This is a genomic window from Pseudomonas sp. 09C 129 (genome assembly GCF_002843625.1).
GTDB lineage: Bacteria > Pseudomonadota > Gammaproteobacteria > Pseudomonadales > Pseudomonadaceae > Aquipseudomonas > Aquipseudomonas chlororaphis.
The window spans coordinates 78,890-103,163 of the sequence record NZ_CP025261.1; the positions used below are offsets into that span (position 1 = coordinate 78,890).

The 24,274-nt window shown below is 63.1% G+C and carries 23 protein-coding genes and 1 pseudogene; 8 read left to right on the forward strand and 16 right to left on the reverse strand.

Features of this window, described 5'->3' with window-relative positions; genetic code table 11:
* The first annotated feature begins 31 nt into the window (after positions 1-31).
* Positions 32-1,261 (forward strand): phosphoglycerate dehydrogenase, encoded by a 1,230-nt coding sequence (gene serA, locus CXQ81_RS00400; protein WP_007932850.1) that lies wholly within the window; start codon positions 32-34, stop codon positions 1,259-1,261.
* A gap of 73 nt (positions 1,262-1,334) precedes the next feature.
* On the opposite strand, the gene CXQ81_RS00405 is transcribed toward serA, so the two are convergent.
* On the reverse strand, positions 1,335-1,769 hold the full coding sequence (locus CXQ81_RS00405; RefSeq protein WP_101336220.1) for a DUF4399 domain-containing protein: 435 nt from the start codon (positions 1,767-1,769) through the stop codon (positions 1,335-1,337).
* A gap of 133 nt (positions 1,770-1,902) precedes the next feature.
* On the opposite strand from CXQ81_RS00405, the gene CXQ81_RS00410 reads away from it, so the two are divergent.
* Complete coding sequence (locus CXQ81_RS00410) at positions 1,903-2,676, forward strand: transporter substrate-binding domain-containing protein (protein ID WP_007932862.1); 774 nt, start codon at positions 1,903-1,905, stop codon at positions 2,674-2,676.
* A gap of 94 nt (positions 2,677-2,770) precedes the next feature.
* Here the strand turns inward: CXQ81_RS00410 and CXQ81_RS00415 are convergent, their stop codons facing one another.
* Positions 2,771-3,253 (reverse strand): DUF523 domain-containing protein, encoded by a 483-nt coding sequence (locus tag CXQ81_RS00415; RefSeq protein WP_101336221.1) that lies wholly within the window; start codon positions 3,251-3,253, stop codon positions 2,771-2,773.
* Positions 3,254-3,255: 2 nt separating this feature from the next.
* A complete protein-coding gene (locus tag CXQ81_RS00420) occupies positions 3,256-3,888 on the reverse strand; it encodes a 2OG-Fe(II) oxygenase (RefSeq protein WP_037034054.1) in 633 nt (210 codons plus the stop codon).
* A 171-nt stretch (positions 3,889-4,059) separates the two neighbouring features.
* On the opposite strand from CXQ81_RS00420, the gene CXQ81_RS00425 reads away from it, so the two are divergent.
* A complete protein-coding gene (locus CXQ81_RS00425) occupies positions 4,060-4,812 on the forward strand; it encodes a DUF2059 domain-containing protein (protein WP_053263029.1) in 753 nt (250 codons plus the stop codon).
* 136 nt (positions 4,813-4,948) lie between these two features.
* On the opposite strand, the gene CXQ81_RS00430 is transcribed toward CXQ81_RS00425, so the two are convergent.
* A complete protein-coding gene (locus tag CXQ81_RS00430; protein ID WP_101336222.1) occupies positions 4,949-5,872 on the reverse strand; it encodes an alpha/beta hydrolase in 924 nt (307 codons plus the stop codon).
* Between the two features lie 108 nt (positions 5,873-5,980).
* Between CXQ81_RS00430 and CXQ81_RS00435 the strand changes: the two genes are divergently transcribed.
* From CXQ81_RS00435 to CXQ81_RS31655, 3 genes and pseudogenes are all read left to right on the forward strand, one after another.
* Positions 5,981-6,559, forward strand: a complete 579-nt coding sequence (locus tag CXQ81_RS00435; protein WP_053263031.1) for a DUF6436 domain-containing protein — start codon at positions 5,981-5,983, stop codon at positions 6,557-6,559.
* A 106-nt stretch (positions 6,560-6,665) separates the two neighbouring features.
* Positions 6,666-9,077 carry a penicillin acylase family protein gene (locus tag CXQ81_RS00440; protein WP_101336223.1) on the forward strand — a complete coding sequence of 804 codons (2,412 nt, stop codon included), beginning with the start codon at positions 6,666-6,668 and terminating at the stop codon, positions 9,075-9,077.
* Between the two features lie 44 nt (positions 9,078-9,121).
* Positions 9,122-9,307 (forward strand): annotated as a pseudogene (locus tag CXQ81_RS31655) (hypothetical protein); the annotation flags it as partial.
* A 143-nt stretch (positions 9,308-9,450) separates the two neighbouring features.
* On the opposite strand, the gene CXQ81_RS00450 reads toward CXQ81_RS31655, so the two are convergent.
* The 8 genes from CXQ81_RS00450 to CXQ81_RS00485 all read right to left on the reverse strand — a co-directional run bounded on the left by CXQ81_RS00450 (position 9,451) and on the right by CXQ81_RS00485 (position 18,639).
* The gene (locus CXQ81_RS00450; RefSeq protein ID WP_023967929.1) at positions 9,451-10,341 is read right to left on the reverse strand and encodes an ABC transporter permease subunit; all 891 of its coding nucleotides are present in this window, start codon (positions 10,339-10,341) and stop codon (positions 9,451-9,453) included.
* On the reverse strand, positions 10,338-11,219 hold the full coding sequence (locus CXQ81_RS00455; protein ID WP_169916015.1) for an ABC transporter permease subunit: 882 nt from the start codon (positions 11,217-11,219) through the stop codon (positions 10,338-10,340). Before CXQ81_RS00455 ends, CXQ81_RS00450 begins: the two co-directional genes overlap by 4 nt.
* Before the next feature lie 35 nt (positions 11,220-11,254).
* Positions 11,255-12,397 (reverse strand): ABC transporter ATP-binding protein, encoded by a 1,143-nt coding sequence (locus CXQ81_RS00460; protein WP_007928322.1) that lies wholly within the window; start codon positions 12,395-12,397, stop codon positions 11,255-11,257.
* 71 nt (positions 12,398-12,468) lie between these two features.
* Entirely contained in the window at positions 12,469-13,563 is a 1,095-nt protein-coding gene (locus CXQ81_RS00465; protein WP_009051375.1) for a polyamine ABC transporter substrate-binding protein, read from the reverse strand.
* A 186-nt stretch (positions 13,564-13,749) separates the two neighbouring features.
* Complete coding sequence (locus CXQ81_RS00470; RefSeq protein ID WP_053263034.1) at positions 13,750-14,844, reverse strand: polyamine ABC transporter substrate-binding protein; 1,095 nt, start codon at positions 14,842-14,844, stop codon at positions 13,750-13,752.
* Positions 14,845-15,030: 186 nt separating this feature from the next.
* Positions 15,031-16,395: an aspartate aminotransferase family protein gene (locus tag CXQ81_RS00475; protein WP_087092489.1), complete on the reverse strand. Its 1,365-nt coding sequence runs from the start codon at positions 16,393-16,395 to the stop codon at positions 15,031-15,033.
* Between the two features lie 57 nt (positions 16,396-16,452).
* Positions 16,453-17,811, reverse strand: a complete 1,359-nt coding sequence (locus tag CXQ81_RS00480; protein WP_007928318.1) for a glutamine synthetase family protein — start codon at positions 17,809-17,811, stop codon at positions 16,453-16,455.
* A 30-nt stretch (positions 17,812-17,841) separates the two neighbouring features.
* Positions 17,842-18,639 (reverse strand): gamma-glutamyl-gamma-aminobutyrate hydrolase family protein, encoded by a 798-nt coding sequence (locus CXQ81_RS00485; RefSeq protein WP_101336224.1) that lies wholly within the window; start codon positions 18,637-18,639, stop codon positions 17,842-17,844.
* Between the two features lie 268 nt (positions 18,640-18,907).
* On the opposite strand from CXQ81_RS00485, the gene CXQ81_RS00490 reads away from it, so the two are divergent.
* The gene (locus tag CXQ81_RS00490) at positions 18,908-20,284 is read left to right on the forward strand and encodes a glutamine synthetase family protein (protein ID WP_007928314.1); all 1,377 of its coding nucleotides are present in this window, start codon (positions 18,908-18,910) and stop codon (positions 20,282-20,284) included.
* Between the two features lie 211 nt (positions 20,285-20,495).
* A complete protein-coding gene (locus CXQ81_RS00495) occupies positions 20,496-21,131 on the forward strand; it encodes a TetR/AcrR family transcriptional regulator (RefSeq protein ID WP_101336225.1) in 636 nt (211 codons plus the stop codon).
* 65 nt (positions 21,132-21,196) lie between these two features.
* On the opposite strand, the gene CXQ81_RS00500 is transcribed toward CXQ81_RS00495, so the two are convergent.
* From CXQ81_RS00500 to ssuD, 4 genes are all read right to left on the reverse strand, one after another.
* A complete protein-coding gene (locus CXQ81_RS00500; protein WP_007928303.1) occupies positions 21,197-21,412 on the reverse strand; it encodes a molybdopterin-binding protein in 216 nt (71 codons plus the stop codon).
* A 108-nt stretch (positions 21,413-21,520) separates the two neighbouring features.
* Positions 21,521-22,327, reverse strand: a complete 807-nt coding sequence (gene ssuB, locus CXQ81_RS00505; protein WP_007928301.1) for an aliphatic sulfonates ABC transporter ATP-binding protein — start codon at positions 22,325-22,327, stop codon at positions 21,521-21,523.
* On the reverse strand, positions 22,324-23,112 hold the full coding sequence (gene ssuC / locus CXQ81_RS00510) for an aliphatic sulfonate ABC transporter permease SsuC (protein ID WP_007928299.1): 789 nt from the start codon (positions 23,110-23,112) through the stop codon (positions 22,324-22,326). The genes ssuB and ssuC overlap by 4 nt, the downstream gene beginning before the upstream one ends.
* A 9-nt stretch (positions 23,113-23,121) precedes the next feature.
* Positions 23,122-24,270 carry an FMNH2-dependent alkanesulfonate monooxygenase gene (gene ssuD / locus CXQ81_RS00515; protein ID WP_101336226.1) on the reverse strand — a complete coding sequence of 383 codons (1,149 nt, stop codon included), beginning with the start codon at positions 24,268-24,270 and terminating at the stop codon, positions 23,122-23,124.
* Between the last annotated feature and the right edge of the window lie 4 nt (positions 24,271-24,274).

The following is a 24,274-nucleotide window of genomic DNA, read 5'->3' on the forward strand; positions in this document are numbered from 1 at the left end:
CCATTTTTCTCCGGGACACAGGTTTACGCAGATGAGCAAGACTTCTCTCGATAAGAGCAAGATCAAGTTCCTTCTTCTCGAAGGCGTCCACCAATCGGCTGTCGACGTCCTCAAGGCCGCGGGCTACACCAGTATCGAGTACCTCACCGGTTCTCTGCCGGAAGCCCAACTGAAGGAAAAGATCGCCGATGCGCACTTCATCGGCATTCGCTCCCGCACCCAGCTGACTGAAGAAATCTTCGATCACGCGAAGAAGCTCGTCGCTGTTGGCTGCTTCTGCATCGGCACCAACCAGGTCGACCTCGACGCGGCTCGCGAGCGCGGCATCGCGGTGTTCAACGCACCGTACTCCAACACCCGTTCCGTAGCCGAACTGGTGCTGGCCGAAGCGATCCTGCTGCTGCGCGGTATCCCAGAGAAGAACGCCTCCTGCCACCGTGGCGGCTGGATCAAGAGCGCGGCCAACTCCTTCGAGATCCGTGGCAAGAAGCTGGGCATCGTCGGCTACGGCTCGATCGGCACCCAACTGTCGGTCCTGGCCGAAGGCCTGGGCATGCAGGTGTTCTTCTACGACACCGTGACCAAGCTGCCACTGGGTAACGCCACCCAGGTCGGCAACCTGCACGAGCTGCTGGGCATGTCTGACATCGTCACCCTGCACGTTCCGGAAACCGCTGCCACCCAGTGGATGATTGGCGAGAAGGAAATCCGCGCCATCAAGAAAGGCGGCATCCTGATCAACGCCGCCCGCGGCACCGTGGTCGAGCTGGACCACCTGGCCGCAGCGATCAAGGACAAGCACCTGATCGGCGCCGCCATCGACGTGTTCCCGGTGGAGCCACGCTCCAACGACGAAGAGTTCGAAAGCCCGCTGCGCGGCCTGGACAACGTGATCCTGACCCCGCACATCGGCGGTTCGACCGCCGAAGCCCAGGCCAACATCGGCCTGGAAGTAGCGGAGAAGCTGGTCAAGTACAGCGACAACGGTACTTCGGTATCGTCCGTGAACTTCCCGGAAGTGGCCCTGCCGGCTCACCCTGGCAAGCACCGTCTGCTGCACATCCACGAGAACATCCCGGGTGTGATGAGCGAGATCAACAAGGTCTTCGCCGAAAACGGCATCAACATCTCCGGTCAGTTCCTGCAGACCAACGAGAAGGTGGGCTACGTGGTGATCGACGTCGACGCCGAATACTCGGAGCTGGCGCAAGAGAAGCTGCAACACGTCAACGGCACCATCCGCAGCCGCGTGCTGTTCTAAGCACTCGCTGGCAATAAAAAGGGAGGCCCTGGGGCCTCCCTTTTTGTTTACAGGCAGTTTTTACCGTCCGCGCTTACTTGACGGTGATGGTGATCTTTTCCGAAACGATTGGCGGGTCGAACGGCACGTGGTTCTTGTCGCCCAGCTCCAGCTGCAGGGTGTGCTTGCCCGGGGCCAGGGTCAGCTCGGTTTCGGTCTGGGCCTTACCGAAGTGGATATGCTGGGCGTCGGCCGGGATCGGCATGTTTTCGGCTGGCAGCTTGTCGACGTCGACCAGCAGGTGGTGGTGCCCGGTGTGCGGAGTCTGGTCGCCGGCGGGAGCCAGGGAAATGTCGCTGACGCCGAACTTGACCTTGAAGGTCTTGGCCACGGTATCGCCATTGACCGGGGTGACGATAAATACAGAAGCACCTTCCGGCGCCTTGGTGCGAGGCATATCCGCAGAAGCCAGCATCGAGGCCCCCAGCAGCAGGCCGGTCAACGCAGCACGAGATATAAAGGTTTTCATTCTATTCTCCAGTTTTTCCGCAAAATCGGTACGGTTATGACAACTTCGTGGCATATCGTTGTCGAAGGGCAATCAACACCATAGCAAAGCGAGCCTGAACAGCGCATCGCACATATAAATTCAAGGAGTGACCATGCGTTTCCTGCCTGGCCTGATACTTTTGCTACCTCTTGTGAGCACTTACGCTCAAGCCGAACTGATCGACGATGTGAACGATCGCGGGGAACTGCGTATCGCGCTGGAGGCCAATACCCCGCCCTTCAACTTCAAGGACGACGGCAAACTCACCGGTTTCGAAGTCGAGCTGGGCCAACTGCTCGCCCGGGAACTGGATGTGCGGGCGGACTTCGTGGTCGCCGACGCTGCCGACCTGCTACCTGGCGTCGAAAGCGGCCGCTACGACATCGCCATCAATCACGTAGCAATGACCCCGGAACTCAAGGATCGTTTCGACTTCAGCGAGCCTTACAGTTATTCCAGCGCACAATTGATCGTACGCAAGGAAGAAGAGCGCACGCTGGGCAGCCTGCAAGCGCTCCAGGGCCAAGCCCTCGGCGTGGCCCAGGGCAGCCAGTTCGCCGAGCAGGCACGCACCGTTGAAGGCATCGACCTGCGCAGCTACCCGAACGCCCAGCAACCCATCAAGGATGTGGCCGACAAGCAGCTCGACGCGGCCATCAGCGACCGCCTGCTGATCCCCTACGCCATTCGCGACAGCCGCTTGCCGGTGAAGGAAGGCGCCAAGGTCGGGCCAACCCTGAGCCTGGCGATCCCGTTCCAGAAAGGTAACCCGGCGTTCCAGGCGAGCCTCGATGGCGCGCTGCAGCGCATCAAGGCCGATGGCCGGTTGATGGCGTTGTCGGAGAAATGGTTCGGCATGGATGCGAGCAAGCCGCCCAAGCCTTGATGTGGTAGTCGCTGCCGCAGGCTGCAGCCGCGGAAAACTTGATATCGCTGAGCTCCTGCGGAGCTTTCGCAGCCTGCGGCAGCGGCTACAGGGGCTAGAGCGCCGCCAGGGCTGCGGCGGCCTCGGCCAGTTCCAGCTCGCTGAACACTTGCACCCCGGCGCGCTTGAGCAAGGCGGCGGTGACGCCCTCGCCGCTGACCTTGACCCCGCTGAAGCTGCCATCGTAGGTCAGCAGGTTGCCGCAGGACGGGCTGTTGGCCTTGAGCACGGCGATGCGAATCCCATGCTCGCGTACCAGCTCCAGCGCCTGCCGGGCGCCGCTGAGGAACTCGGCGCTGACATCCTCGCCCTCGGTGGTGATGACCCGCGCCAGGCCATCGAGCACTTCACCGCCCTGTCCGCCGGGTATTTCCGCGGCCGCCCGTGGCGTCGGCAAGCCGCCGGCGACTTCCGGACACAGTGCGACCACCCGGCCCTCGACCTGCCAGCGCGCCAATTGATCGAACGGCCCGCTGGCGCCACCGTCGTAACGCACGCGGTGGCCCAACAGGCAGCGACTGACCAGGATCTTGTGCATGATCAGAACGGCTCGTTGCCGCGCCGGCGGAACCAGCCCGTCAAGGACAGGCGCTCCCGGGTCGCGGGCAGGACTTCGTGGGGCACCTCGCCGGAGAGGAACACCACCAGCCGGCCGCCGGCGGGATCGACGTCGTATTCGGTCTCGCCATCGAAGTACATGCGCAGTTGCCCGCCCTGCTCCGGCAGCCAGTCCTGATTGAGGTAGATCACCGCCGACACCATGCGCCGGTCATCGTCGCGGAAACGGTCGACGTGCTTGAGGTAGAACGCCCCTGGCGGGTACAGCGCGAAATGGCTTTCGAAGTCTTCCAGGCCGAGGAACAGCCCGCGGTTCAGCGCCTCGCGCAGGCTGTCCATCAAGCCCAGGTAGGTATCGCAGCAGTCGGCCTGGCCGGGCTCGAGCCACTGGATATGATCGCCACGGATCCCCTCGCGAATCTCCTGCGCCGGGCCACGGCCAACCGCCGCTGGCGCCAGTTCGCCTTCGGCCGCGCGCTTGCGGCACTCGGCCGCCAGCTCCAGGGTCAGGGCTTCTGGCAGGAAGATGTTCTGCTGCGACCAGCCACGGGTGGCCAGGTCATCGACAATGCGTAACAGCAGGGGGTGATCAGAGGGTATTTGCATGGCGCGCATAGTATCCACACCCAGATGAATCCGACAGATCCGCGAGATAATTCTGACCAAGCAGCCTGGCGCTGCCTCTGTTCGTCGTTCGATCGGACAGTTTGCGTACTGAACCTGATACGAATTCTCGACAACCATCGCCTCGCCCCGGAGAATAGTGGGCTGCCGACAGGAGTCCTTATGCGCCGTTTGCTTTTTTCACTGTTGATGTTCTGTGTGTTGCCCGCCTGGGCAGACGGCCACGACCAGTTGTACAAGGTCGCCGGCTGGCCGGAACAACGCGCGCATTTCAACGATGCCCTCACCGCCGCCCAGCAGCGTTACCAGAATAGCCTGCCGCCAGCGGTCTATCAGGCCCTGGTCAATAACAGCAACCAGCGCTTCGCGCCGCAGGCCATGGACCGCCGCGCCCAGGCGCAGCTGCGGCAGAACCTCGCCGATCCGAAACCGGCCCTGGCGTTTTTCCAGTCGCCGCTGGGGCGCAAGATCGTTGCCGCCGAACTGCTGGCGACCCGCCGCGACCAACTGGCGAAGAATGCCCAGGGCCTGCCGAAGATGCAGGCCAGCGATACCCGTCAATTGATTATCGGCCACCTGGCCCAGGCGCTGCCGGCCCGTGAAGCCGGCGCGGAAGTCAGCCTGGCCATCGCCGGCGTGGCTGCCGACAGCCTGAGCCAGATGATCCCCGGCCTGCTGGGGGCCGGCCAGGCGCAGAACATGCTCAACGGCCAGCGCCAGCGGCTGATGGTGCAGATCGGCAATGACCTGAACAACACCCTGCTGTACGTCTATCGCGACCTGTCCGACCCCGAGCTGGAAGAGTTCGCCAACTTCGCCGAGTCCGCCGAAGGCAAGGCCTACTATCAAGCCGCCCTGGCCGCGATCCGCGCCGGGCTGGCCGTCGGCCAGAGCACTTCCAGCCTCGCGCCCTAGGCGCCCCTTGTAGCCGCTGCCGCAGGCTCGGGCCGCGTTCGGACGATCACCGGTACGGTCGCGCCGATCTTGCGACCACTGAGGTCCTGCGGACCTGTCGCAGCCTTCGGCAGCGGCTACAGGCGCGTAAATCCATTCAAAGATGCTGGTTCAGGAAGGCGAAGTATTCCTGGCGAATGCACGCCGCCTCGTTCGCCAGGTGATGCCGCGCCTCGGGCAGCATCAGCACCTGGGGCTGCTGGAACTTCTGCCGGATCACCTGCAGGTTGTGCTGCCAATCCACTGTCATGTCCGCCTGCCCCTGAACGATCAGCGGCTGCCGGCTACTGCGCGGGGCCAGTTCGATTCGCTTGATCCACTGCGCCAACGCGCCGACCCAGGCGGTCGGCAGGCGCAGGGGTTGCAACGGGTCGCGCTGCAGGAACGGCAGGAAATCGGGGTCGGTGGAGTTCTCGCTGAAGCGCCGGGCGATGCCTTTGACGAAAGGCCGGAGCATGTAATAGCTGAGCTTCGACCAGCCCCAGGCACGCGGGCGCACCAGCGGCGAGAGCAGGATCACCTGGCCCTGGGCCGGGCTCTGCGCGCCCTGGTTGAGCAAGTGATCGATCACGATCGCCCCGCCCGTGCTTTGCCCGCACAGGTGCCAGGGCTGGGGCAGATCGAGGGACCGGGCTTCGTCGAACAAGCCTTGCAGCACCGCCTGGTACACCGCGAAATCATCGATGCTGGCGCGCTCGCCGCTGGACAGGCCATGACCCGGCAGGTCGCAGGCAATCACCACCCACTGCCGCTGCAGCGCCCACTCGATCACATGCCGGTACAAGCCCATGTGATCGTAGAAACCGTGCAACAGAAACAAGGTCGCCACCGGCTGCTCGGGCCACCAGACCTGGCCGACCACCTCAAAACCGCCGACCGCGAAACGCCCCAGCCCACGCTTGACCGGCAGATCCAGCCCATAGAAACGCTGATAGGCCTGCGCCTGGGCCGAGAGCGGCTGCGCCTCGGCCAAGGGCCGCAGGCTGGCGCGCAGAGGGTCGGGGTCGAAGGTCGCAGACATAAGGGTTTCCCAGGGTGGCGCGGAACGCGAAACAGGCTTTATCGGCCTGCGATATTCATCTGTCGGGGCAAGCATGGCAAGCTACGCGACCTTCGAGGAATGATCCGTATGCGTCTGCCCTACCGCACGACCCTGCTTGCCAGCCTGCTCGCCCTCCTGTGCGCCGGGGTGCTGTGGGTCGCCTACGACTGGTTCCAGGGACGTTTTCTGCGCACCTTCAGCGAACACACCGCGGTGTTTTCCGGCGACCCGCTGCAACTGCCGCCCGGGCTGGCCGGCAAAGGCGCCATCCGCCTGGTGCATTTCTGGGACCCGGCCTGCCCGTGCAATGTCGGCAACCAGCAGCATCTGGCCGAGCTGATCGAACACTACGGCCCGCAGGGCGTGGAGTTCTACTCGGTACAGAAGGCCGGCAGCCACGGCCAGTTGCCCGCCACCCTGAGCCGTCTGAAAATCCTCGACGGCTTGCCCGGCTCGGAGCAGATCCCCGCCAGCCCGGCCGTGGCGATCTGGGACCGCAATGGCACCCTGGCCTATTTCGGCCCCTACAGCGAAGGCCTGACCTGCAATTCCAGCAACAGCTTTATCGAACCTATCCTCCAGGCCCTGCACGAAGGCCGCGCGGTCAGCGCCACCCACACCTTGGCGGTGGGCTGTTATTGTCCATGGCCGAAACAGACGGATTAAGGCATTCCTGACTTTTCGCAGACAACGGATGCCCGGCACAGAAGGCCTGTGCTAAATGTTTGCCTTCCCCACGGCAGGCAAATCGCAGAAAGAACAAGGAGTCGCCATGAAACGCAGCCTGACCGTACTCGTCGTCCTGATCCTTGCCCTTGCCGCGGGAGGGGGCTGGTACCTGTACAGCAAGCAGCCGTCGCGCCAGGGCCAGGTCGAGCTGGAGCGCCTGCAGGGCTCGGTCACGGTGCGCTACGACGAACGCGGTGTGCCGCATATCCGCGCGGAAAACGAAACCGACCTGTACCGCGCGCTGGGTTATGTCCACGCCCAGGACCGGCTGTTCCAGATGGAGGTCATGCGGCGCCTGGCCCGCGGCGAGCTGGCCGAGATACTCGGCCCCAAACTGCTCGACACCGACAAACTGTTCCGCAGCCTGCGCATCCGCGAGCGCGCCGACAGCTACGTCGCCGGGCTGGATCGCCAGTCCCCTGCCTGGAAGGGCCTGCAAGCCTACCTGGACGGGGTCAACCAGTATCAGAACAGCCATCCGCAACCGATCGAATTTGATGTCCTGGGGATTCCCAAGCGTTCCTTCACCGCCGAAGACAGCATCAGCGTTGCCGGCTACATGGCCTACAGCTTCGCCGCGGCCTTCCGCACCGAGCCGCTGCTGACCTACGTGCGCGACCAGCTCGGCAGCGACTACCTGAAAGTCTTCGACCTCGACTGGCAGCCCAAGGGCGCCCTGGCCAAGGGCCGTGGCCCGCTGGCGCCAAGCCTGGCCGCCAGCGACTGGCAGGACCTGGGCGCCATCGCCCGGCTGAGCGAGCAGGCCCTGGCCGACGCCGGCCTGCCGCAATTCGAGGGCAGCAACGCCTGGGCGGTGTCCGGCACCCGCACCAAGAGCGGCAAGCCGTTGCTGGCCGGTGACCCGCACATCCGCTTCGCGGTGCCGTCGGTGTGGTACGAGGCCCAGCTGTCGGCACCGGGCTTCGAACTCTACGGTCATCACCAGGCGCTGGTGCCCTTCGCCTTTCTCGGCCACAACCTGGACTTCGGCTGGAGCCTGACCATGTTCCAGAACGACGATCTGGACCTGATCGCCGAGAAGGTCAACCCGAACAACGCCAACCAGGTCTGGTACCGCGGCAAGTGGGTCGACCTGGTCAACAGCGAGCAGCGGATCGCGGTGAAGGGCCAGCCGCCGGTCACCCAGATCCTGCGCCAGTCGCCCCACGGACCGATCGTCAACGACGTGCTCGGGGCCAATGCCGGCAAGACGCCGATCGCCATGTGGTGGGCCTTCCTCGAGACGCCGAACCCGATCCTCGACGGCTTCTACCAGCTCAACCGCGCCGACACCCTGGCCAAGGCCCGCAGTGCCGCGTCCAAGGTCCAGGCGCCGGGCTTGAACATCGTCTGGGCCAACGCCAAGGGCGACATCGGCTGGTGGGCCGCGGCGCTGTTGCCGAAACGCCCGATCGGCGCCAAGGGCACGTTCATCCTCGACGGCAGCACTTCGCTGGCGGACAAAGAGGGCTTCCACCCATTCAGCGCCAACCCCCAGGAAGAAAACCCGGCGCGCGGCTATATCGTTTCGGCCAACTTCCAGCCGGTCTCACCCACCGGCATGGAGATTCCCGGCTACTACAACCTCGCCGACCGTGGCCAGCAACTGGACCGCCAGCTCAGCGACAAGAGCGTGAAATGGGATATCGACGCCAGCCAGAAACTCCAGCTGGGCACCACCACCGCCTATGGCCCGCGCCTGCTGGCGCCGCTGCTGCCAGTCCTGCGCGAAGTAGTGAGCGACCCGCAGGAGCTCAAGCTGGTGGAGCAACTGGCGCAGTGGAAAGGCGACTACCCGCTGGACTCCACCAGCGCCACCCTGTTCAACCAGTTCCTGTTCAACCTCACCGATGCCGCTTTCCATGACGAGCTGGGCGACGCCTTCTTCGACACCCTGCTGTCCACCCGGGTGATCGACGCCGCGCTGCCACGCCTGGCCGCCTCCGCCGACTCGCCGTGGTGGGACAACCGCAACACCCTGGGCCAGGAAAGCCGCGCCGACACCGTCAGGGTCGCCTGGCGCGCCAGCCTCGCTCATCTCAAGGCGACCTTTGGCGACGACTCGACGAAGTGGCTGTGGGGCCAGGCGCATACCCTGACCCACGGTCATCCGCTGGGCCTGCAGAAGCCCCTGGACCGGGTGTTCAACGTCGGCCCGTTCGCCGCGCCCGGCACCCACGAAGTGCCGAACAATCAATCGGCCAAGATCGGCCCCGCGCCCTGGCCGGTGACCTATGGTCCGTCCACCCGGCGCCTGATCGACTTCGCCGATCCGGCCCACAGCCTGAGCATCAACCCGGTCGGGCAAAGCGGCGTGCTGTTCGACAAGCATTATCAGGATCAGGCCGAGGCCTATATCGAAGGGGTGTACCAGCAGGCGCACTTCAACGAAGAAGAGGTCACGGCCAATACCCACAGCACCCTGAAGCTGTTGCCGGCGCGAACGGCGCAGTAACCCCTCTGGTGAACGACGCCTGACCCGCAGCAGCCAGCTTGGCTGGCGATCCAGTCGACGCGGCACTCAAGGCCGGGGCCACCCGTGAAGAGATTGCCGCCACCCTGGCCACCGCCATCTCACTGAATGCCGGAACGGCCTATGTCTATTCACTGCACGCCCTGGCGGCATACGACTCGCTGAAGAGCCGAGGCGTTTTCTGCTGTAGCCGCTGCCGCAGGCTGCGATAGGTCCGAAGGACCTCGGCGACCTTGAGACCGCTGCGACCGTTCCGGTCGATCGCAGCCTGCGGCAGCGGCCACCCCCGAAAACGACATCGCCCCTGAACAGGGGCGATGTCTTGTCGCGGTCAACGCCTTGCGACTGTCGCGTATCAGGCCGCTTCCGGGGCCTGTGCGCGGCGCACGTCCGGCTGCTTCCAGGAGTCGGCCGCGGCCTCTTCGATGGCTTGCTGGATGGCGCGCTTGCGCCGCTCTTCGGCCTGGCGGCTGAAGTACCAGACCAGGAAGGTCACCAGCGACACCGCCAGCAGGATCAGGCTGGCCACGGCGTTGATCTCCGGTTTCACCCCCAGGCGCACCGCCGAGAACACTTCCATTGGCAAGGTGGTGGAGCCCGGGCCGGAGACGAAGCTCGCCAGCACCAGGTCGTCCAGGGACAGGGCGAAGGACATCATGCCGCCCGCCGCCAGCGACGGCGCGATCATCGGGATGGTGATCAGGAAGAACACCTTCCACGGCCGCGCACCCAGGTCCATGGCCGCCTCCTCGATGGACAAGTCCAGCTCGCGCAGACGCGCCGACACCACCACCGCCACATAGGCCGCGCAGAACGTGGTGTGGGCGATCCAGATGGTGACGATGCCACGCTCCTGCGGCCAACCGATCATCTGCGCCATGGCCACGAACAGCAACAACAGCGACAGGCCGGTAATCACTTCCGGCATTACCAGCGGCGCGGTGACCAGGCCGCCGAACAGCGTGCGGCCCTTGAAGTGGGTGATACGGGTCAGGACGAAGGCCGCCAGGGTACCCAGGGCCACCGCGGCGATCGCGGTGTAACAGGCGATCTCCAGGGAACGCACCACCGAGCCCATCAGTTGCGAGTTGTCCAGCAGGCCGACGTACCACTTCACCGACCAGCCGCCCCAGACCGTCACCAGTTTGGAGGCGTTGAACGAGTAGATCACCAGGATCAGCATCGGCAGGTAGATGAACAGCAGACCCACCACTAGCATCAGGTTCGAGAAACTGAAGCGCTTCATTCCTTGCCCTCCATTTCTTTGGCCTGACTGCGGTTGAAGAGGATGATCGGCACAATCAGGATCGCCAGCATCACCACTGCCAGGGCCGATGCCACCGGCCAGTCACGGTTGTTGAAGAACTCTTGCCAGAGCACTTTACCGATCATCAGGGTTTCCGGACCGCCGAGCAGCTCCGGGATCACGAACTCGCCCACCACCGGGATGAACACCAGCATGCAGCCGGCGATGATGCCGTTCTTCGACAGCGGCACGGTGATTTTCCAGAAGCTGTTGAAGGTGCTCGAACCCAGGTCCGAAGCGGCTTCCAGCAGGCTGGTATCGTGCTTCACCAGGTTGGCATAGAGCGGCAGGATCATGAACGGCAGGTACGAATAGACCACGCCGATATACACCGCCAGGTTGGTGTTGAGGATCTGCAGCGGCTCGTCGATCAAGCCCATGCTCATCAGGAAGCCGTTGAGCAGGCCGTTGTTGCTGAGGATGCCCATCCAGGCATAGACGCGGATCAGGATCGCGGTCCAGGTCGGCATCATGATCAGCAGCACCAGCACGGTCTGCAGCTCTTTGCGGGCGCTGGCGATGGCATAGGCCATCGGGTAGCCGATCAGCAGGCACAGCAGGGTACTGAAGAACGCCATCTTCAGCGAGCCAAGGTAGGCGGCGATATACAGTTCGTCGTCGCCGAGCATCGCGTAGTTGCCCAGGTTGAGCAGCACCTGCAGCTTCTGGTCGATAAAGCTGTAGATCTCGGTGTACGGCGGAATGGCTACATCCGCTTCGGCGAAGCTGATCTTCAGGACGATGAAGAACGGCAGCATGAAGAACAGGAACAGCCAGAGGAACGGAACCCCGATGACCATCTGGCGGCCACCGGGAATTATTCGATTGAGGCGGCGCTTGAGCTTTCGCATGTTCATGAGCGCAGTACCACGCCGCTGTCGTCTTCCCACCAGACGTACACCTGGTCGCCCCAGGTCGGACGCGCGCCGCGACGCTCGGCGTTGGCCACGAACGACTGCACCAGCTTGCCGCTCGGCAGCTCGACGTAGAACACCGAGTGGCCGCCCAGGTAGGCGATGTCGTGCACCTTGCCGCTCGACCAGTTGTATTCGCAGGTCGGCATGTCCGGGGTCACCAGGAGTTTTTCCGGGCGGATGGCGTAGGTCACCGACTTGTCCTGCACCGAGGTGCTGATGCCGTGGCCCACGTAGATGTTGCGGTCCAGGTCCTTGCAGGTGATGGTCGCGTGGCCTTCGGCGTCGTCGATCACTTCACCTTCGAAGATGTTGACGTTGCCGATGAACTCGCAGACCAGGCGGCTGGTCGGGGTTTCGTAGATGTCGATCGGGCTGCCGATCTGGGCGATCCAGCCCAGGTGCATGATCGCAATACGCTCGGCCATGGTCATGGCTTCTTCCTGGTCGTGGGTCACCATCACGCAGGTCACGCCGACGCGCTCGATGATCTCCACCAGTTCCAGCTGCATCTGCGAGCGCAGCTTTTTATCCAGGGCGCCCATGGGTTCGTCGAGCAGCAGCAGTTTCGGCCGCTTGGCCAGGGAACGGGCCAGGGCCACGCGCTGGCGCTGGCCGCCGGACAGCTGGTGCGGCTTGCGCTTGGCGTACTGGCTCATCTGCACCAGCTTGAGCATCTCGGCCACGCGGGCATCGATCTCGGCCTTGGGAATCTTGTCCTGCTGCAGGCCGAAAGCGATGTTCTGCGCCACGGTCATGTGCGGGAACAAGGCATAGGACTGGAACATCATGTTGATCGGCCGCTCGTAGGGCGGCATGTCGGTGATGTCCACACCGTCCAGGTAGATGCGCCCCTCCGTGGGCCGTTCGAACCCCGCGAGCATCCGCAGCAGGGTGGACTTACCCGAGCCAGAACCGCCGAGCAGGGCGAATATCTCGCCTTTCTTGATTTCCAGGGACACATCGTCCACGGCAATCGTCTCGTCGAACTTCTTCGTGACCCGGTCGATCTTGACCAACACCTGCTTCGGTGTCTGGTCGCCCTCGAGGGCTTTCTTGTAGGCGCCGGAGGCAACTGCCATTTACGAAACTCCCAACAGAATTTGCAGTTCGCCCCATGCGGGCGAACTCTGGATAGTTTGAGCGATTGACGCTATTTGCCCGACTTGACCTTGGTCCAGCTGCGGGTCATGAGTCGTTGGATCTTGGGCGGCAACTCTGAGTTGACGTACAGCTTGTCGACAATCTCCTGCGCCGGGTAAACGGCTTCGTCCTTGCGGACCGACTGGTCCATCAGCTCGCCCGCCTTGGGGTTCGGGTTGGCATAACCGACGGAATCGCTGACCTGGGCGATCACCTCAGGCTTGAGCAGGTAATTGATGAAGGCATGGGCCTGCTTGACGTTACCGGCGTCCTTGGGAATGGCCAGCATGTCGAACCAGAGGTTGCCGCCTTCCTTGGGAATCACATAGGCGATTTCGATGCCCTTGCCGGCTTCGGCGGCGCGCGCCTTGGCCTGGAACACATCGCCGGAGAAACCCGCGGCCACGCAGATTTCGCCATTGGCCAGGTCGGAGATGTATTTCGAGGAGTTGAAGTAGGTCACGTAAGGCCGCACCGCCAGCAACTTGGCTTCGGCCTTCTTGTAGTCGTCGGGGTTCTGGCTGTTGGGGTCCAGGCCCATGTAGTTGAGCACCGCCGGGAGCATTTCATCGGCGGAGTCGAGGAAGGCCACGCCGCAGCTCGACAGCTTCTTGATGTTTTCCGGCTCGAACAGCATGGCCCAGGAGTCGATCTTGTCCACGCCCAGCGCGGCCTTGACCTTCTCGACGTTGTAGCCGATGCCGTTGGTGCCCCACAGGTAAGGCACGGCGTACTGGTTGCCCGGATCGTTCTTTTCCAGGCGCTTGAGCAGCACCGGATCGAGATTGGAATAGTTGGGCAGCTGTGCCTTGTCGAGCTTCTGGAACGCCCCGGCCTTGATCTGCTTGCCCAGGAAGTGGTTGGACGGCACGACCACGTCATAACCGGTACGACCGGCGAGCAACTTGCCTTCCAGGGTTTCGTTGGAATCGAACACGTCGTACAGCGGCTTGATGCCGGTGGCCTTTTCGAAGTCCGCCAATGTGCTCTGACCGATATAGTCAGACCAGTTATAAATATGCACGGTCGGCGCGGCATAAGCGCTGACGGCCAGCGTCAGCCCGGCGCCCACCAGCATGGCTTTGCGAAATAAAGAAATAGGCAAGTGGAGGTCCTCTCAACAGTTGGGCCTGAGTTGCCCGCACTACATGACAGCCAAGAGCTGCCCAGCAACAAAACCGGCGCGCAACTTACCTTCGATAAACCGATCCAGCAAAACTTTCTGTCATTTAATTGCACCGCTGACCGCCCTCGCGGGGACGACGGCCAGCGGTTGCTGCCTCAAACCGGTTTATTTGCCGGATTTGATCTTGGTCCAGCTGCGGGTCAGCTCACGCTGGGTAGCGGCCGGCAGATCGGCGATCGCATACAGCTTGGCCTGCACGTCGGCTGGCGGGTAGATGCCCGGATCGCTGGTGATGTCTTTTTCTACCAGTGCCGTTGCGGCGGCGTTGCCGTTCGGGAAACGCACGGCGTTGGTGATGCCGGCCATGACTTCAGGCTTCTGCAGGAAGGTCATGAACTTGTAGGCGCCCTCGACGTTTTCCGCATCCTTGGGGATAGCGACCATGTCGTAGAAGGTGCCGGCGCCTTCTTTCGGAATGACGTAGCTGACTTTTACCTTGTCGCCGGCTTCGGCGGCGCGGGACTTGGCCTGCTGCACGTCACCCGAGTAACCGACCGCTACGCAGATGTTGCCGTTGGCCAGGTCCGAGATGTACTTGGAGGAGTGGAAGTAGGTGATCGAAGGACGGATCTTGAGGAACAGCTCTTCGGCTTTCTTGATGTCGTCTTTCTTCTGGCTGTCGGTCGGCAGGCCCAGGTAATGCAGGGCGACCGGGATCATTTCGGTTGGCGAGTCGAGGAAGCTCACGCCGCAGCCCTTGAGCTTGGCGATGTTCTCGGGCTTGAGCAGGGTGTCCCAGGAATCGATCTTGTCGACGCCCAGCGCAGCCTTGACCTTCTCCGGGTTATAGCCGATGCCGATGGAACCCCACATGTATGGGAAAGCGTGCTTGTTGCCCGGGTCACTGACCGAAACCGCCTTGAGCAGATCCTGGTTCAGGTTTTTCCAGTTGGGCAACTTGGAGACGTCCAGCTCCTGATAAACACCGGCCTTGATCTGTTTGGCCAGGAAGTTGTTCGACGGCACGACCACGTCGTAACCGGACTTGCCTGCCAGCAGTTTCGCTTCCAGGGTCTCGTTGCTATCGAAAACGTCGTAGACCACCTTGATCCCGGACTCTTTCTCGAAGTTCGCGATGGTGTCAGGTGCGATGTAGTCGGACCAGTTGTAAACGTGCAGCACTTTGTCGTCTGCCTGGGCCACTGCCGCCATCGCGCCCATCAGGGACATGGCGAGGAGGGTCTTGCCAGCTTTCTTCATACCTATTGCCTTCATGCGTCATGCTCCAATTATTCTTTTTAACCTTGTGTTCAGCGACCGGTTGCCAGGCAACTAAAAACAGGCGGTAGTCTGGCAAGTTCCAAGGCGGGCTTTCAACAGAAGACCCCATCCTTTATGGCCGCCCCGAGCGAAGTACCGTGGGGTACTCCGCTCAGAGCCTAGCACTTAGCCCTGTAACGCACTCAAGGTCAGGTCCAGGCACTTGCGGGCCTTGCTCACCAGCTCATCGATCTCCTCCTTGGTGATCACCAGGGGCGGAGCGATGATCATGGTGTCGCCCACGGCGCGCATGATCAGGCCATTGTCGAAGCAGAACTGCCGGCAGATCATGCCGACGCCTCTTCCGACATACCGCGCACGGGTGGCCTTGTCCTGAACCAGCTCGATGGCGCCCAACAGGCCGACTCCGCGAACCTCACCCACCAGCGGGTGATCGTTCAGTTCCCGCAGGCGTTTCTGCAAATAAGGTGCCGTTTCTGCCTTGACGCGCTCGATAATTTTTTCGTCGCGCATGATGCGGATGTTTTCCAGGGCCACGGCGGCGGCCACCGGGTGCCCGGAATAGGTGAAACCGTGGTTGAAATCGCCGCCCTCGTTGAGCACCGCCACCACTTCGTCGCGCACGATCAGGCCACCCATGGGGATGTAGCCGGAGGTCAGGCCCTTGGCGATGGTCATCATGTCCGGCTTGAGGTCGTAGAAATCGCTACCGAACCACTCACCGGTCCGCCCGAACCCACAGATCACCTCGTCGGCGACGAACAGGATGTCGTACTTGGCGAGGATTTCCTTAATCCGCGGCCAGTAGCTTTCTGGCGGCACGATCACGCCGCCCGCGCCCTGGATCGGCTCGGCGATGAAGGCACCGACGTTATCGACGCCGACTTCGAGAATCTTCTCTTCCAGCTGGTTGGCCGCCCAGATCCCGAACTCGTCCGGGGTCATGTCGCCGCCTTCGCCGAACCAGTAAGGCTGCGGGATATGCACGATGCCCGGGATCGGCAAGTCGCCCTGTTCGTGCATATAGGTCATGCCGCCCAGGCTCGCGCCGGCCACGGTGGAGCCGTGATAGCCGTTGACCCGGCTGATGATGGTTTTCTTCTTCGGCTGGCCCTTGATCGCCCAGTAGTGGCGAACCATGCGCAGCATGGTGTCGTTGCCTTCGGAACCGGAACCGGTGAAGAACACATGGTTCATGCCCTTGGGGGCCACATCGGAGATTGCCTTGGCCAGTTCCAGCGCCGGCGGGTGGGCGGTCTGGAAGAACAGGTTGTAGTACGGCAGCTCGCGCATCTGCTTGCTGGCGGCGTCGGCCAGTTCTTCGCGGCCATAACCGATGGCCACGCACCACAGCCCGGCCATGCCGTCGAGGATCTTGTTGCCCTCGCTGTCCCAGAGATAAACGCCCTCGGCGTTGGTGATGATCCGCGGGCCCTTCTCCTTCAATTGCTTGAAGTCGCTGAACGGGGCCAGGTGGTGCTCGCTGCTGAGGGTTTGCCACTCACGGGTTTGCGGGTTGTTGCTGGTCATTGGAACTCTCCTGATTTTCCGGTGAGGGCGCCGCCGGTGACGGCGGCGCCCCGCGCATCAGACGGCGAAGAGCAGGAATTCCCGCTCCCACGAACTGATGACGCGCTTGAAGTTTTCATGCTCGGCCCGCTTGACCGCGACGTAGCCAGTGATGAATTTCTTGCCCAGGTACTTCTCGATGGTCTTGCTGTTTTCCATGCGCTCCAGGGCGTCCTCGATGGTCAACGGCAGGCGCAGGTTGCGGCGCTCGTAACCGCGGCCGACCACCGGAGCGCTCGGGTTGTGGCCTTCGACCATGCCGATGAACCCGCACAGCAGGCTGGCGGCGATGGCCAGGTAAGGGTTGGCGTCGGCGCCCGGCAGGCGGTTTTCCACCCGACGGTTCTGCGGCCCGGCATCCGGCACGCGCAGGCCCACGGTGCGGTTCTCTTCGCCCCACTCCACGTTCACCGGTGCCGAGGTGTCCGGCAGGAAGCGGCGGAACGAGTTGACGTTGGGCGCGAACAGCGGCAGCAGCTCGGGGATGAACTTCTGCAGGCCGCCGATGTGATTGAGGAACAGCTGGCTCATGGTCCCGTCTTCATTGGAGAAGACGTTCTTGCCGGTCTCGATGTCGATGATGCTCTGGTGCAGGTGCATGGCGCTGCCCGGCTCGCCGGTCATCGGCTTGGCCATGAAGGTGGCGGCCACCTCGTGCTTGAGCGCGGCTTCGCGCATGGTGCGCTTGAACACCAGGATCTGGTCGGCCAGGGACAGGGCGTCGCCGTGACGGAAGTTGATCTCCATCTGCGCCGTGCCGTCTTCGTGGATCAGCGTGTCGAGGTCCAGCTCCTGCAGTTCGCACCAGTCGTAGACGTCCTCGAACAGCGGGTCGAATTCGTTGGCGGCTTCGATGGAGAACGACTGGCGACCGGTTTCCGGGCGCCCGGAACGACCGACCGGTGGCTGCAACGGGTAGTCCGGGTCGTCGCTGCGCTTGGTCAGGTAGAACTCCATCTCCGGCGCCACGATCGGCTGCCAGCCGTGGTCGGCGTAGAGTTTCAGGACCTTCTTGAGCACGTTGCGCGGCGACAGCTCGATCGGGTTGCCCTGCTTGTCGTAGGTGTCGTGGATCACCTGGGCGGTCGGCTCGATGGCCCAGGGCACGAGGAATACCGCGTTCTGGTCCGGACGGCAGACCATGTCGATGTCGGCCGGGTCCAGCAGTTCGTAATAGATGTCGTCTTCGACATAGTCGCCGGTCACCGTCTGCAACAGCACGCTCTCGGGCAGGCGCATGCCTTTTTCGGCGATGAACTTGTTGGTCGGCGAGATCTTGCCCCGGGTAATCCCGGTCAGGTCGCCAATCATGCATTCGACTTCTGTGATCTTGTGGTCTTTCAACCAATCGGTGAGCTGGTCGAGGTTGTTACTCATAAATGCCTCTAGGCGTGAGTTTCCTGGCTCTTATAAGCCAGGTTTTTGTGACGCATTGGCGTCGCGTTGCATTACCCGCTTGCGACAGGCATCGCCAAATGCCTGGAAGATGGCGAGGTAGTGAGGGTTAGAGCTTACCTGCCATTCGGGGTGCCATTGCACCCCCAAAGCAAAAGCCTTGCCTCCCTCGATCGGCGCCCCCTCGACAGAGAAGGCTTCGATCAACCCGTCGGGTGCCAGGGCCTCTATCTTCAGGCCCGGCGCCAGACGTTCAACGCCTTGGCCATGAATCGAATTGACTTCAATCTGCGCCGGCAGGCCGAGGCCGGCCAGCACCCCGCCCGGCTGTACATGCAGCGCATGGGCCGGAGCGTATTGCACTTCCACCGGCTGGCTATCGTCCTCGCGGTGGTCCATGAACGGGCCGGCCTCGTGGACCCGCTGATGCAGGCTGCCACCGAAGGCCACGTTCATTTCCTGAAAACCGCGGCAGATCCCCAGTACCGGAACCCCGGCCGCCACCGCGGCGCGGATCAGCGGCAGGGTGCTGGCATCACGGGCAGGATCGTGCGCGGTTCCCGGCGCGCTGGCGGGACCGCTATAGTGAAAAGGTTCGATATTGGAGGGTGAACCGGTAAAGAGGATGCCATCCAGACCGTCCAGAATATCGGACGGGCTCAGAATATCGGCCAGGGACGGGAGGATCATGGGCACGCCCTTGGCTGCTACTGCCACTGCGCGGACGTATTTGTCGCCACTGATGTGATAAGCATGCAGACCGATCTGCCTGGAGCAGGCGGTGACGCCGATTAACGGCAGGCGAGACATGAAACACCCCGGTATTATTGCTGTTATGGGTTTAAATCGAGCTTAGCCTTGTTCATTTTTTTACACAACACCCCCGTAAAAAATACAACACGGCCCGCTCAAGGCCGTGGCGGCCAAGCCCTCCGAAGCCAGAAAAGCGCCCCAAAAATGCCCCGCAAGCGCTTTTTTAGGGCAAAAAAGGCCTCGCTTGACTTCGGCATGCCGTTCGGGTTGACTGAAACCTGAAAAGATCAATGATTGATATTTTTAACAACAAAGGTGTTGCATCATGTCGGTACCCCCGCGTGCCGTTCAGCTTAACGAAGCGAACGCGTTCCTTAAGGAACATCCTGAGGTTCTGTACGTTGACCTTCTGATTGCGGATATGAATGGTGTGGTGCGCGGCAAGCGCATCGAACGCACCAGCCTCCACAAGGTTTACGAGAAAGGCATCAACCTGCCGGCCTCTTTATTTGCTCTGGATATCAATGGCTCGACGGTGGAAAGCACCGGCCTGGGCCTGGACATCGGCGACGCCGATCGAATCTGCTATCCAATCCCCGATACCCTGTGCAATGAACCCTGGCAGAAGCGCCCCACCGCGCAACTGCTGATGACCATGCACGAACTCGAAGGCGACCCTTTCTTCGCCGACCCGCGCGAAGTGCTGCGTCAAGTCGTTGCCAAGTTCGACGAGCTGGGCCTGACCATCTGCGCGGCTTTCGAGCTGGAGTTCTACCTGATCGACCAGGAGAACGTGAATGGCCGGCCACAGCCGCCACGCTCGCCAATCTCCGGCAAGCGCCCGCATTCGACCCAGGTCTACCTGATCGACGACCTCGACGAGTACGTCGACTGCCTGCAGGACATTCTCGAAGGCGCGAAAGAACAAGGCATCCCGGCCGACGCCATCGTCAAGGAAAGTGCTCCGGCGCAGTTCGAAGTGAACCTGCACCACGTCGCCGACCCGATCAAGGCTTGCGACTATGCGGTACTGCTCAAGCGTCTGATCAAGAACATCGCCTACGACCATGAGATGGACACCACCTTCATGGCCAAGCCTTACCCAGGCCAGGCGGGTAATGGTCTGCACGTCCACATTTCGGTCCTGGACAAGGACGGCAAGAATATTTTTGCCAGCGAGGATCCCGAGCAGAACGCCGCACTGCGTCACGCGATCGGCGGTGTGCTCGAGACCCTACCGGCGCAGATGGCTTTCCTCTGCCCGAACGTCAACTCCTACCGTCGTTTCGGCGCGCAGTTCTACGTGCCGAACTCGCCGAGCTGGGGCCTGGACAACCGTACCGTGGCCATCCGCGTACCGACCGGTTCTTCCGATGCCGTGCGCATCGAACACCGTGTCGCCGGTGCCGATGCCAACCCGTACCTGCTGATGGCTTCGGTGCTGGCGGGCGTGCACCACGGTCTGGTCAACAAGGTCGAACCGGGCGCGCCAACCGAAGGCAACTCCTACGAGCAGAACGAGCAGAGCCTGCCGAACAACCTGCGCGATGCATTGCGCGAGCTGGACGACAGCGAAGTCATGGCCAAGTACATCGATCCGAAATACATCGATATCTTCGTGGCCTGTAAAGAAAGCGAGCTGGAGGAGTTCGAGCACTCAATCTCCGACCTCGAGTACAACTGGTACCTGCACACCGTGTAAGCGGCTGCAGCAAAAAAACGCCACCGGCCGCAAAGGCCCGTGGCGTTTTTTTATGGCCGCCTTGCGGCGGATCGCGGGCAAGCCTCGCTCCTACAGGATCGGAGCGTATGCCATTTCCATCTTGCAGGAGCGAGGCTTGCCCGCGAAGGCGTCCTGGCAGACAACACCCGACACGCCTCGTACAATGCCCGCTGCCCCGCAGGAGACTCCCATGACACGCGTAGCCACCCCCCGCAAACCCCGCGCACGCAGCCAGGCCCGGATCGACTCGATACTCGATGCCGCCCGCACCCTGCTTGCCGCCGAGGGCGTGGCCAGCCTGTCGATCTACAGCGTGGCCGAGCGCGCGGAGATTCCTCCCTCCTCGGTCTACCACTTCTTCGCCAGCGTTCCCGCCCTGCTCGAAGCCCTGACCGCCGACGTCCACGCCGCGTTCCGCGCCTGCCTGCAAGAGCCCATCGACCACGCCGCCCTGAGCAGCTGGCACGACCTGTCGCGCCTGGTCGAACAGCGCATGCTCGCCATCTACAGCGCCGACGCCGCGGCCCGCCAGTTGATCCTGGCCCAGCATGGCCTCACCGAGGTCACCCAGGCCGACCGCCAGCACGACATCGAACTGGGCGACCTGATGCACAAGCTGTTCGACCAGCACTTCCAGCTGCCGGTACTGCCCGCGGACGTCGATGTGTTCGCCCTGGCCATGGAGCTGGGCGACCGCGTCTACGCGCGCTCGGTCCAGCAGCATGGGCAGATCACTGAGCGCATGGCCGAGGAAGGCATGCGGGTGTTCGATGCCTACCTGGGGCTGTACCTGCCGCCTTACCTGCCCAAGCGCCCTGCCCTGTAGCCGTCAGCGCCCACAAAAAAGCCCCGAAGGGCTCACGCCGTCCGGGGCCGGTTGTCGCGCACCGATCACAACTTGGCGATCGATACCTCGGTGGATTTCACGAACGCGATCACTTCGCTGCCAATCGCCAGCTCCAGCTCCCGCACCGAACGGGTGGTAATCACCGACGTGACGATACCGGAGGCGGTCTGCACGTCGATTTCCGAGAGCACGTCGCCTTCGACGATTTCCTTGATGGTGCCTTTGAACTGGTTGCGAACGTTGATGGCCTTGATAGTCATACGATTTCTCCTCGGGTCGAAATAAGCGGCAAGTTTCAAGCGGCAAGCTGCAAGTCAAAGCACTCGACTCCTTCTTGCAGCTTGCAGCTCAAAGCTTGCCGCTGCTTTTTATTGCGCCCAACGCAACTGCGTGGGCAAGGGTGAAACGGGTTCCGGCTCGGGCGGCGACCCGGGCAGCGACAACACGCGGTTGAGTACTTCGGCTTCCAGCGCCGCCAATCGATGGGAGCCACGCACCCGTGGGCGCGGCAGCTCCACCAGCAGGTCGAGACCGACCTCGCCTTCTTCGATCAGGATCACCCGGTCGGCCACCGCCACCGCTTCACTGACGTCGTGGGTCACCAGCAGGACAGTGAAGCCATGCTGCTGCCACAGGCGCTCGATCAGTTGCTGCATCTCGATCCGGGTCAGGGCATCCAGCGCGCCCAGAGGCTCGTCCAGCAGCAACAGGCGTGGCTGGTGAATCAGCGCCCGGGCCAGGGCCACCCGCTGCTTCTGGCCACCGGACAAGGCGGCCGGCCACTCATTGGCGCGATCGGCCAGGCCCACCGCCTCCAGGGCTTCCAGGGCCTGGGGGCGCCAATCGCCCTTGAGGCCCAGGCCGACGTTGTCGATGACTTTCTTCCAGGGCAGCAGGCGCGCCTCCTGGAACATCAGGCGGGTGTCCTCGATGGCCTGGCTCAGCGGCGCGGCACCGGCCAGCAGTTCACCGCCGGTGGGTTTGTCGAGGCCGGCCAGCAAGCGCAGCAAGGTGCTCTTGCCGCAACCGCTACGGCCGACCACCGCGACGAATTGCCCGGCCGGAATATGCAGGTCGATCTCACGCAACACCTGGCGCGAACCGAAGGTCTTTTGCAGCTTGCGCACCGCCAGCGGAATACCGCGCAGCAGGCGTGGAGGTTGTTGAGCCGTCATTGCGCACCTCCCCTGGCCACTTGATAGGCCGGATGCCAACGCAGCCAGGCACGCTCCAGGCCGCGCGCGGCGAGGTCCGCCAGTTTGCCGAGCACGGCATACAGGACGATGGCCAGCACCACCACGTCGGTCTGCAGGAACTCCCGGGCGTTCATCGCCAGATAACCGATGCCGGAGCTGGCGGAGATGGTTTCCGCGACGATCAGCGTCAGCCACATAAAGCCCAGGGCAAACCGCACGCCTACCAGGATCGAAGGCAAGGCGCCCGGCAGGATCACCTGACGGAACAGGGCGAAGCCGGACAGGCCATAGCTGCGCGCCATTTCCACCAGCGCCGGATCGACGTTGCGGATGCCGTGGTAGGTGTTCAGGTAGATCGGGAACAGGGTGCCCAGGGCCACCAGGAAAATCTTCGCCGACTCATCGATGCCGAACCACAGGATCACCAGGGGAATCAGCGCCAGGTGCGGCACGTTGCGGATCATCTGCACCGAGCTGTCCAGCAGGCGCTCGCCCCACTTCGACAGGCCGGTGATAAAGCCCAGGGCCAGGCCGATGCCGCCGCCGATCAGGAAACCGATCGCCGCGCGCCAGCCGCTGATAGCCAGGTGGGTCCAGATTTCGCCGCTGCGCACCAGGCCGACCCCGGCTTCGATCACCGCGCTGGGTGCCGGCAGGATTCGCGTCGACAGCCAGCCGGCCGAGACCGACAACTGCCACACCGCCAGTAACAGCAGCGGCAGGGCCCAGGGTGCCAGGCGATGGAACAAGGTTTGTCTGTTCATGGCCGCGCCTCAGCTCTGGGACGCAGCTTTGGGGATGATGTCGTTGGCGACCATTTCGCCGAACGGGCTGACGTAGCCGGCGCCCTTGGGCAGCTCGGGACGTTCGATATCCAGGTGCGGGAACAGCAGCTCGGCCACCCGGTACGACTCTTCCAGATGGGGGTAACCGGAGAAGATAAAGGTATCGATACCGAGGTCCGCGTACTCCTGCATCCGCGCCGCCACGGTCGGGCCATCGCCGACCAGCGCGGTGCCCGCGCCGCCCCGTACCAGGCCGACGCCGGCCCAGAGGTTGGGGCTGACTTCCAGCTTGTCGCGACGCCCGCCGTGCAGGGCCGCCATGCGTTGCTGGCCGACCGAGTCGAAACGCGCCAGTGACGCCTGGGCGCGGGCGATGGTGTCGTCGTCCAGATGGTAGATCAGGCGCTCGGCCGCCTGCCAGGCCTCGGCGTTGGTTTCACGCACGATCACATGCAGGCGAATGCCGAAGCGCACGCTGCGCCCCTGCTTGGCGGCCTTGGCCCGGACCTGCTCGATCTTCTCGGCCACCGCGGCCGGTGGTTCGCCCCAGGTCAGGACCATGTCCACCTGCTCGGCGGCCAGGTCCTGCGCGGCTTCCGAAGAGCCGCCGAAGTACAGCGGTGGACGCGGTTGCTGGATCGGCGGATAGAGCAGCTTGGCGCCCTTCACGCTGATGTGTTGGCCGTCGTAATCGACGGTCTCGCCTTCCAGCACCCGGCGCCAGATGCGGGTGAACTCCACCGAAGCCTGGTAGCGCTCTTCATGGCTGAGGAACAGGCCGTCGCCGGCCAGTTCGTCCGGATCGCCGCCGGTCACCAGGTTGAACAGCGCCCGGCCACCAGACAGGCGATCCAGGGTTGCCGCCTGGCGTGCCGCCACCGTCGGGGAAATGATCCCGGGGCGCAGGGCGACCAGGAACTTCAGGCGCTGGGTCACCGGGATCAGCGAGGCCGCCACCAGCCAGGAATCCTCGCAGGAACGTCCGGTGGGAATCAGCACGCCGCCGAAACCGAGGCGGTCGGCCGCCTGGGCGATCTGCTGCAGATAGCCGTGGTCGACGGCGCGAGCGCCTTCGGCGGTGCCAAGGTAATGGCCGTCGCCGTGGGTAGGCAGGAACCAGAAAATATTGAGGCTCATGGAG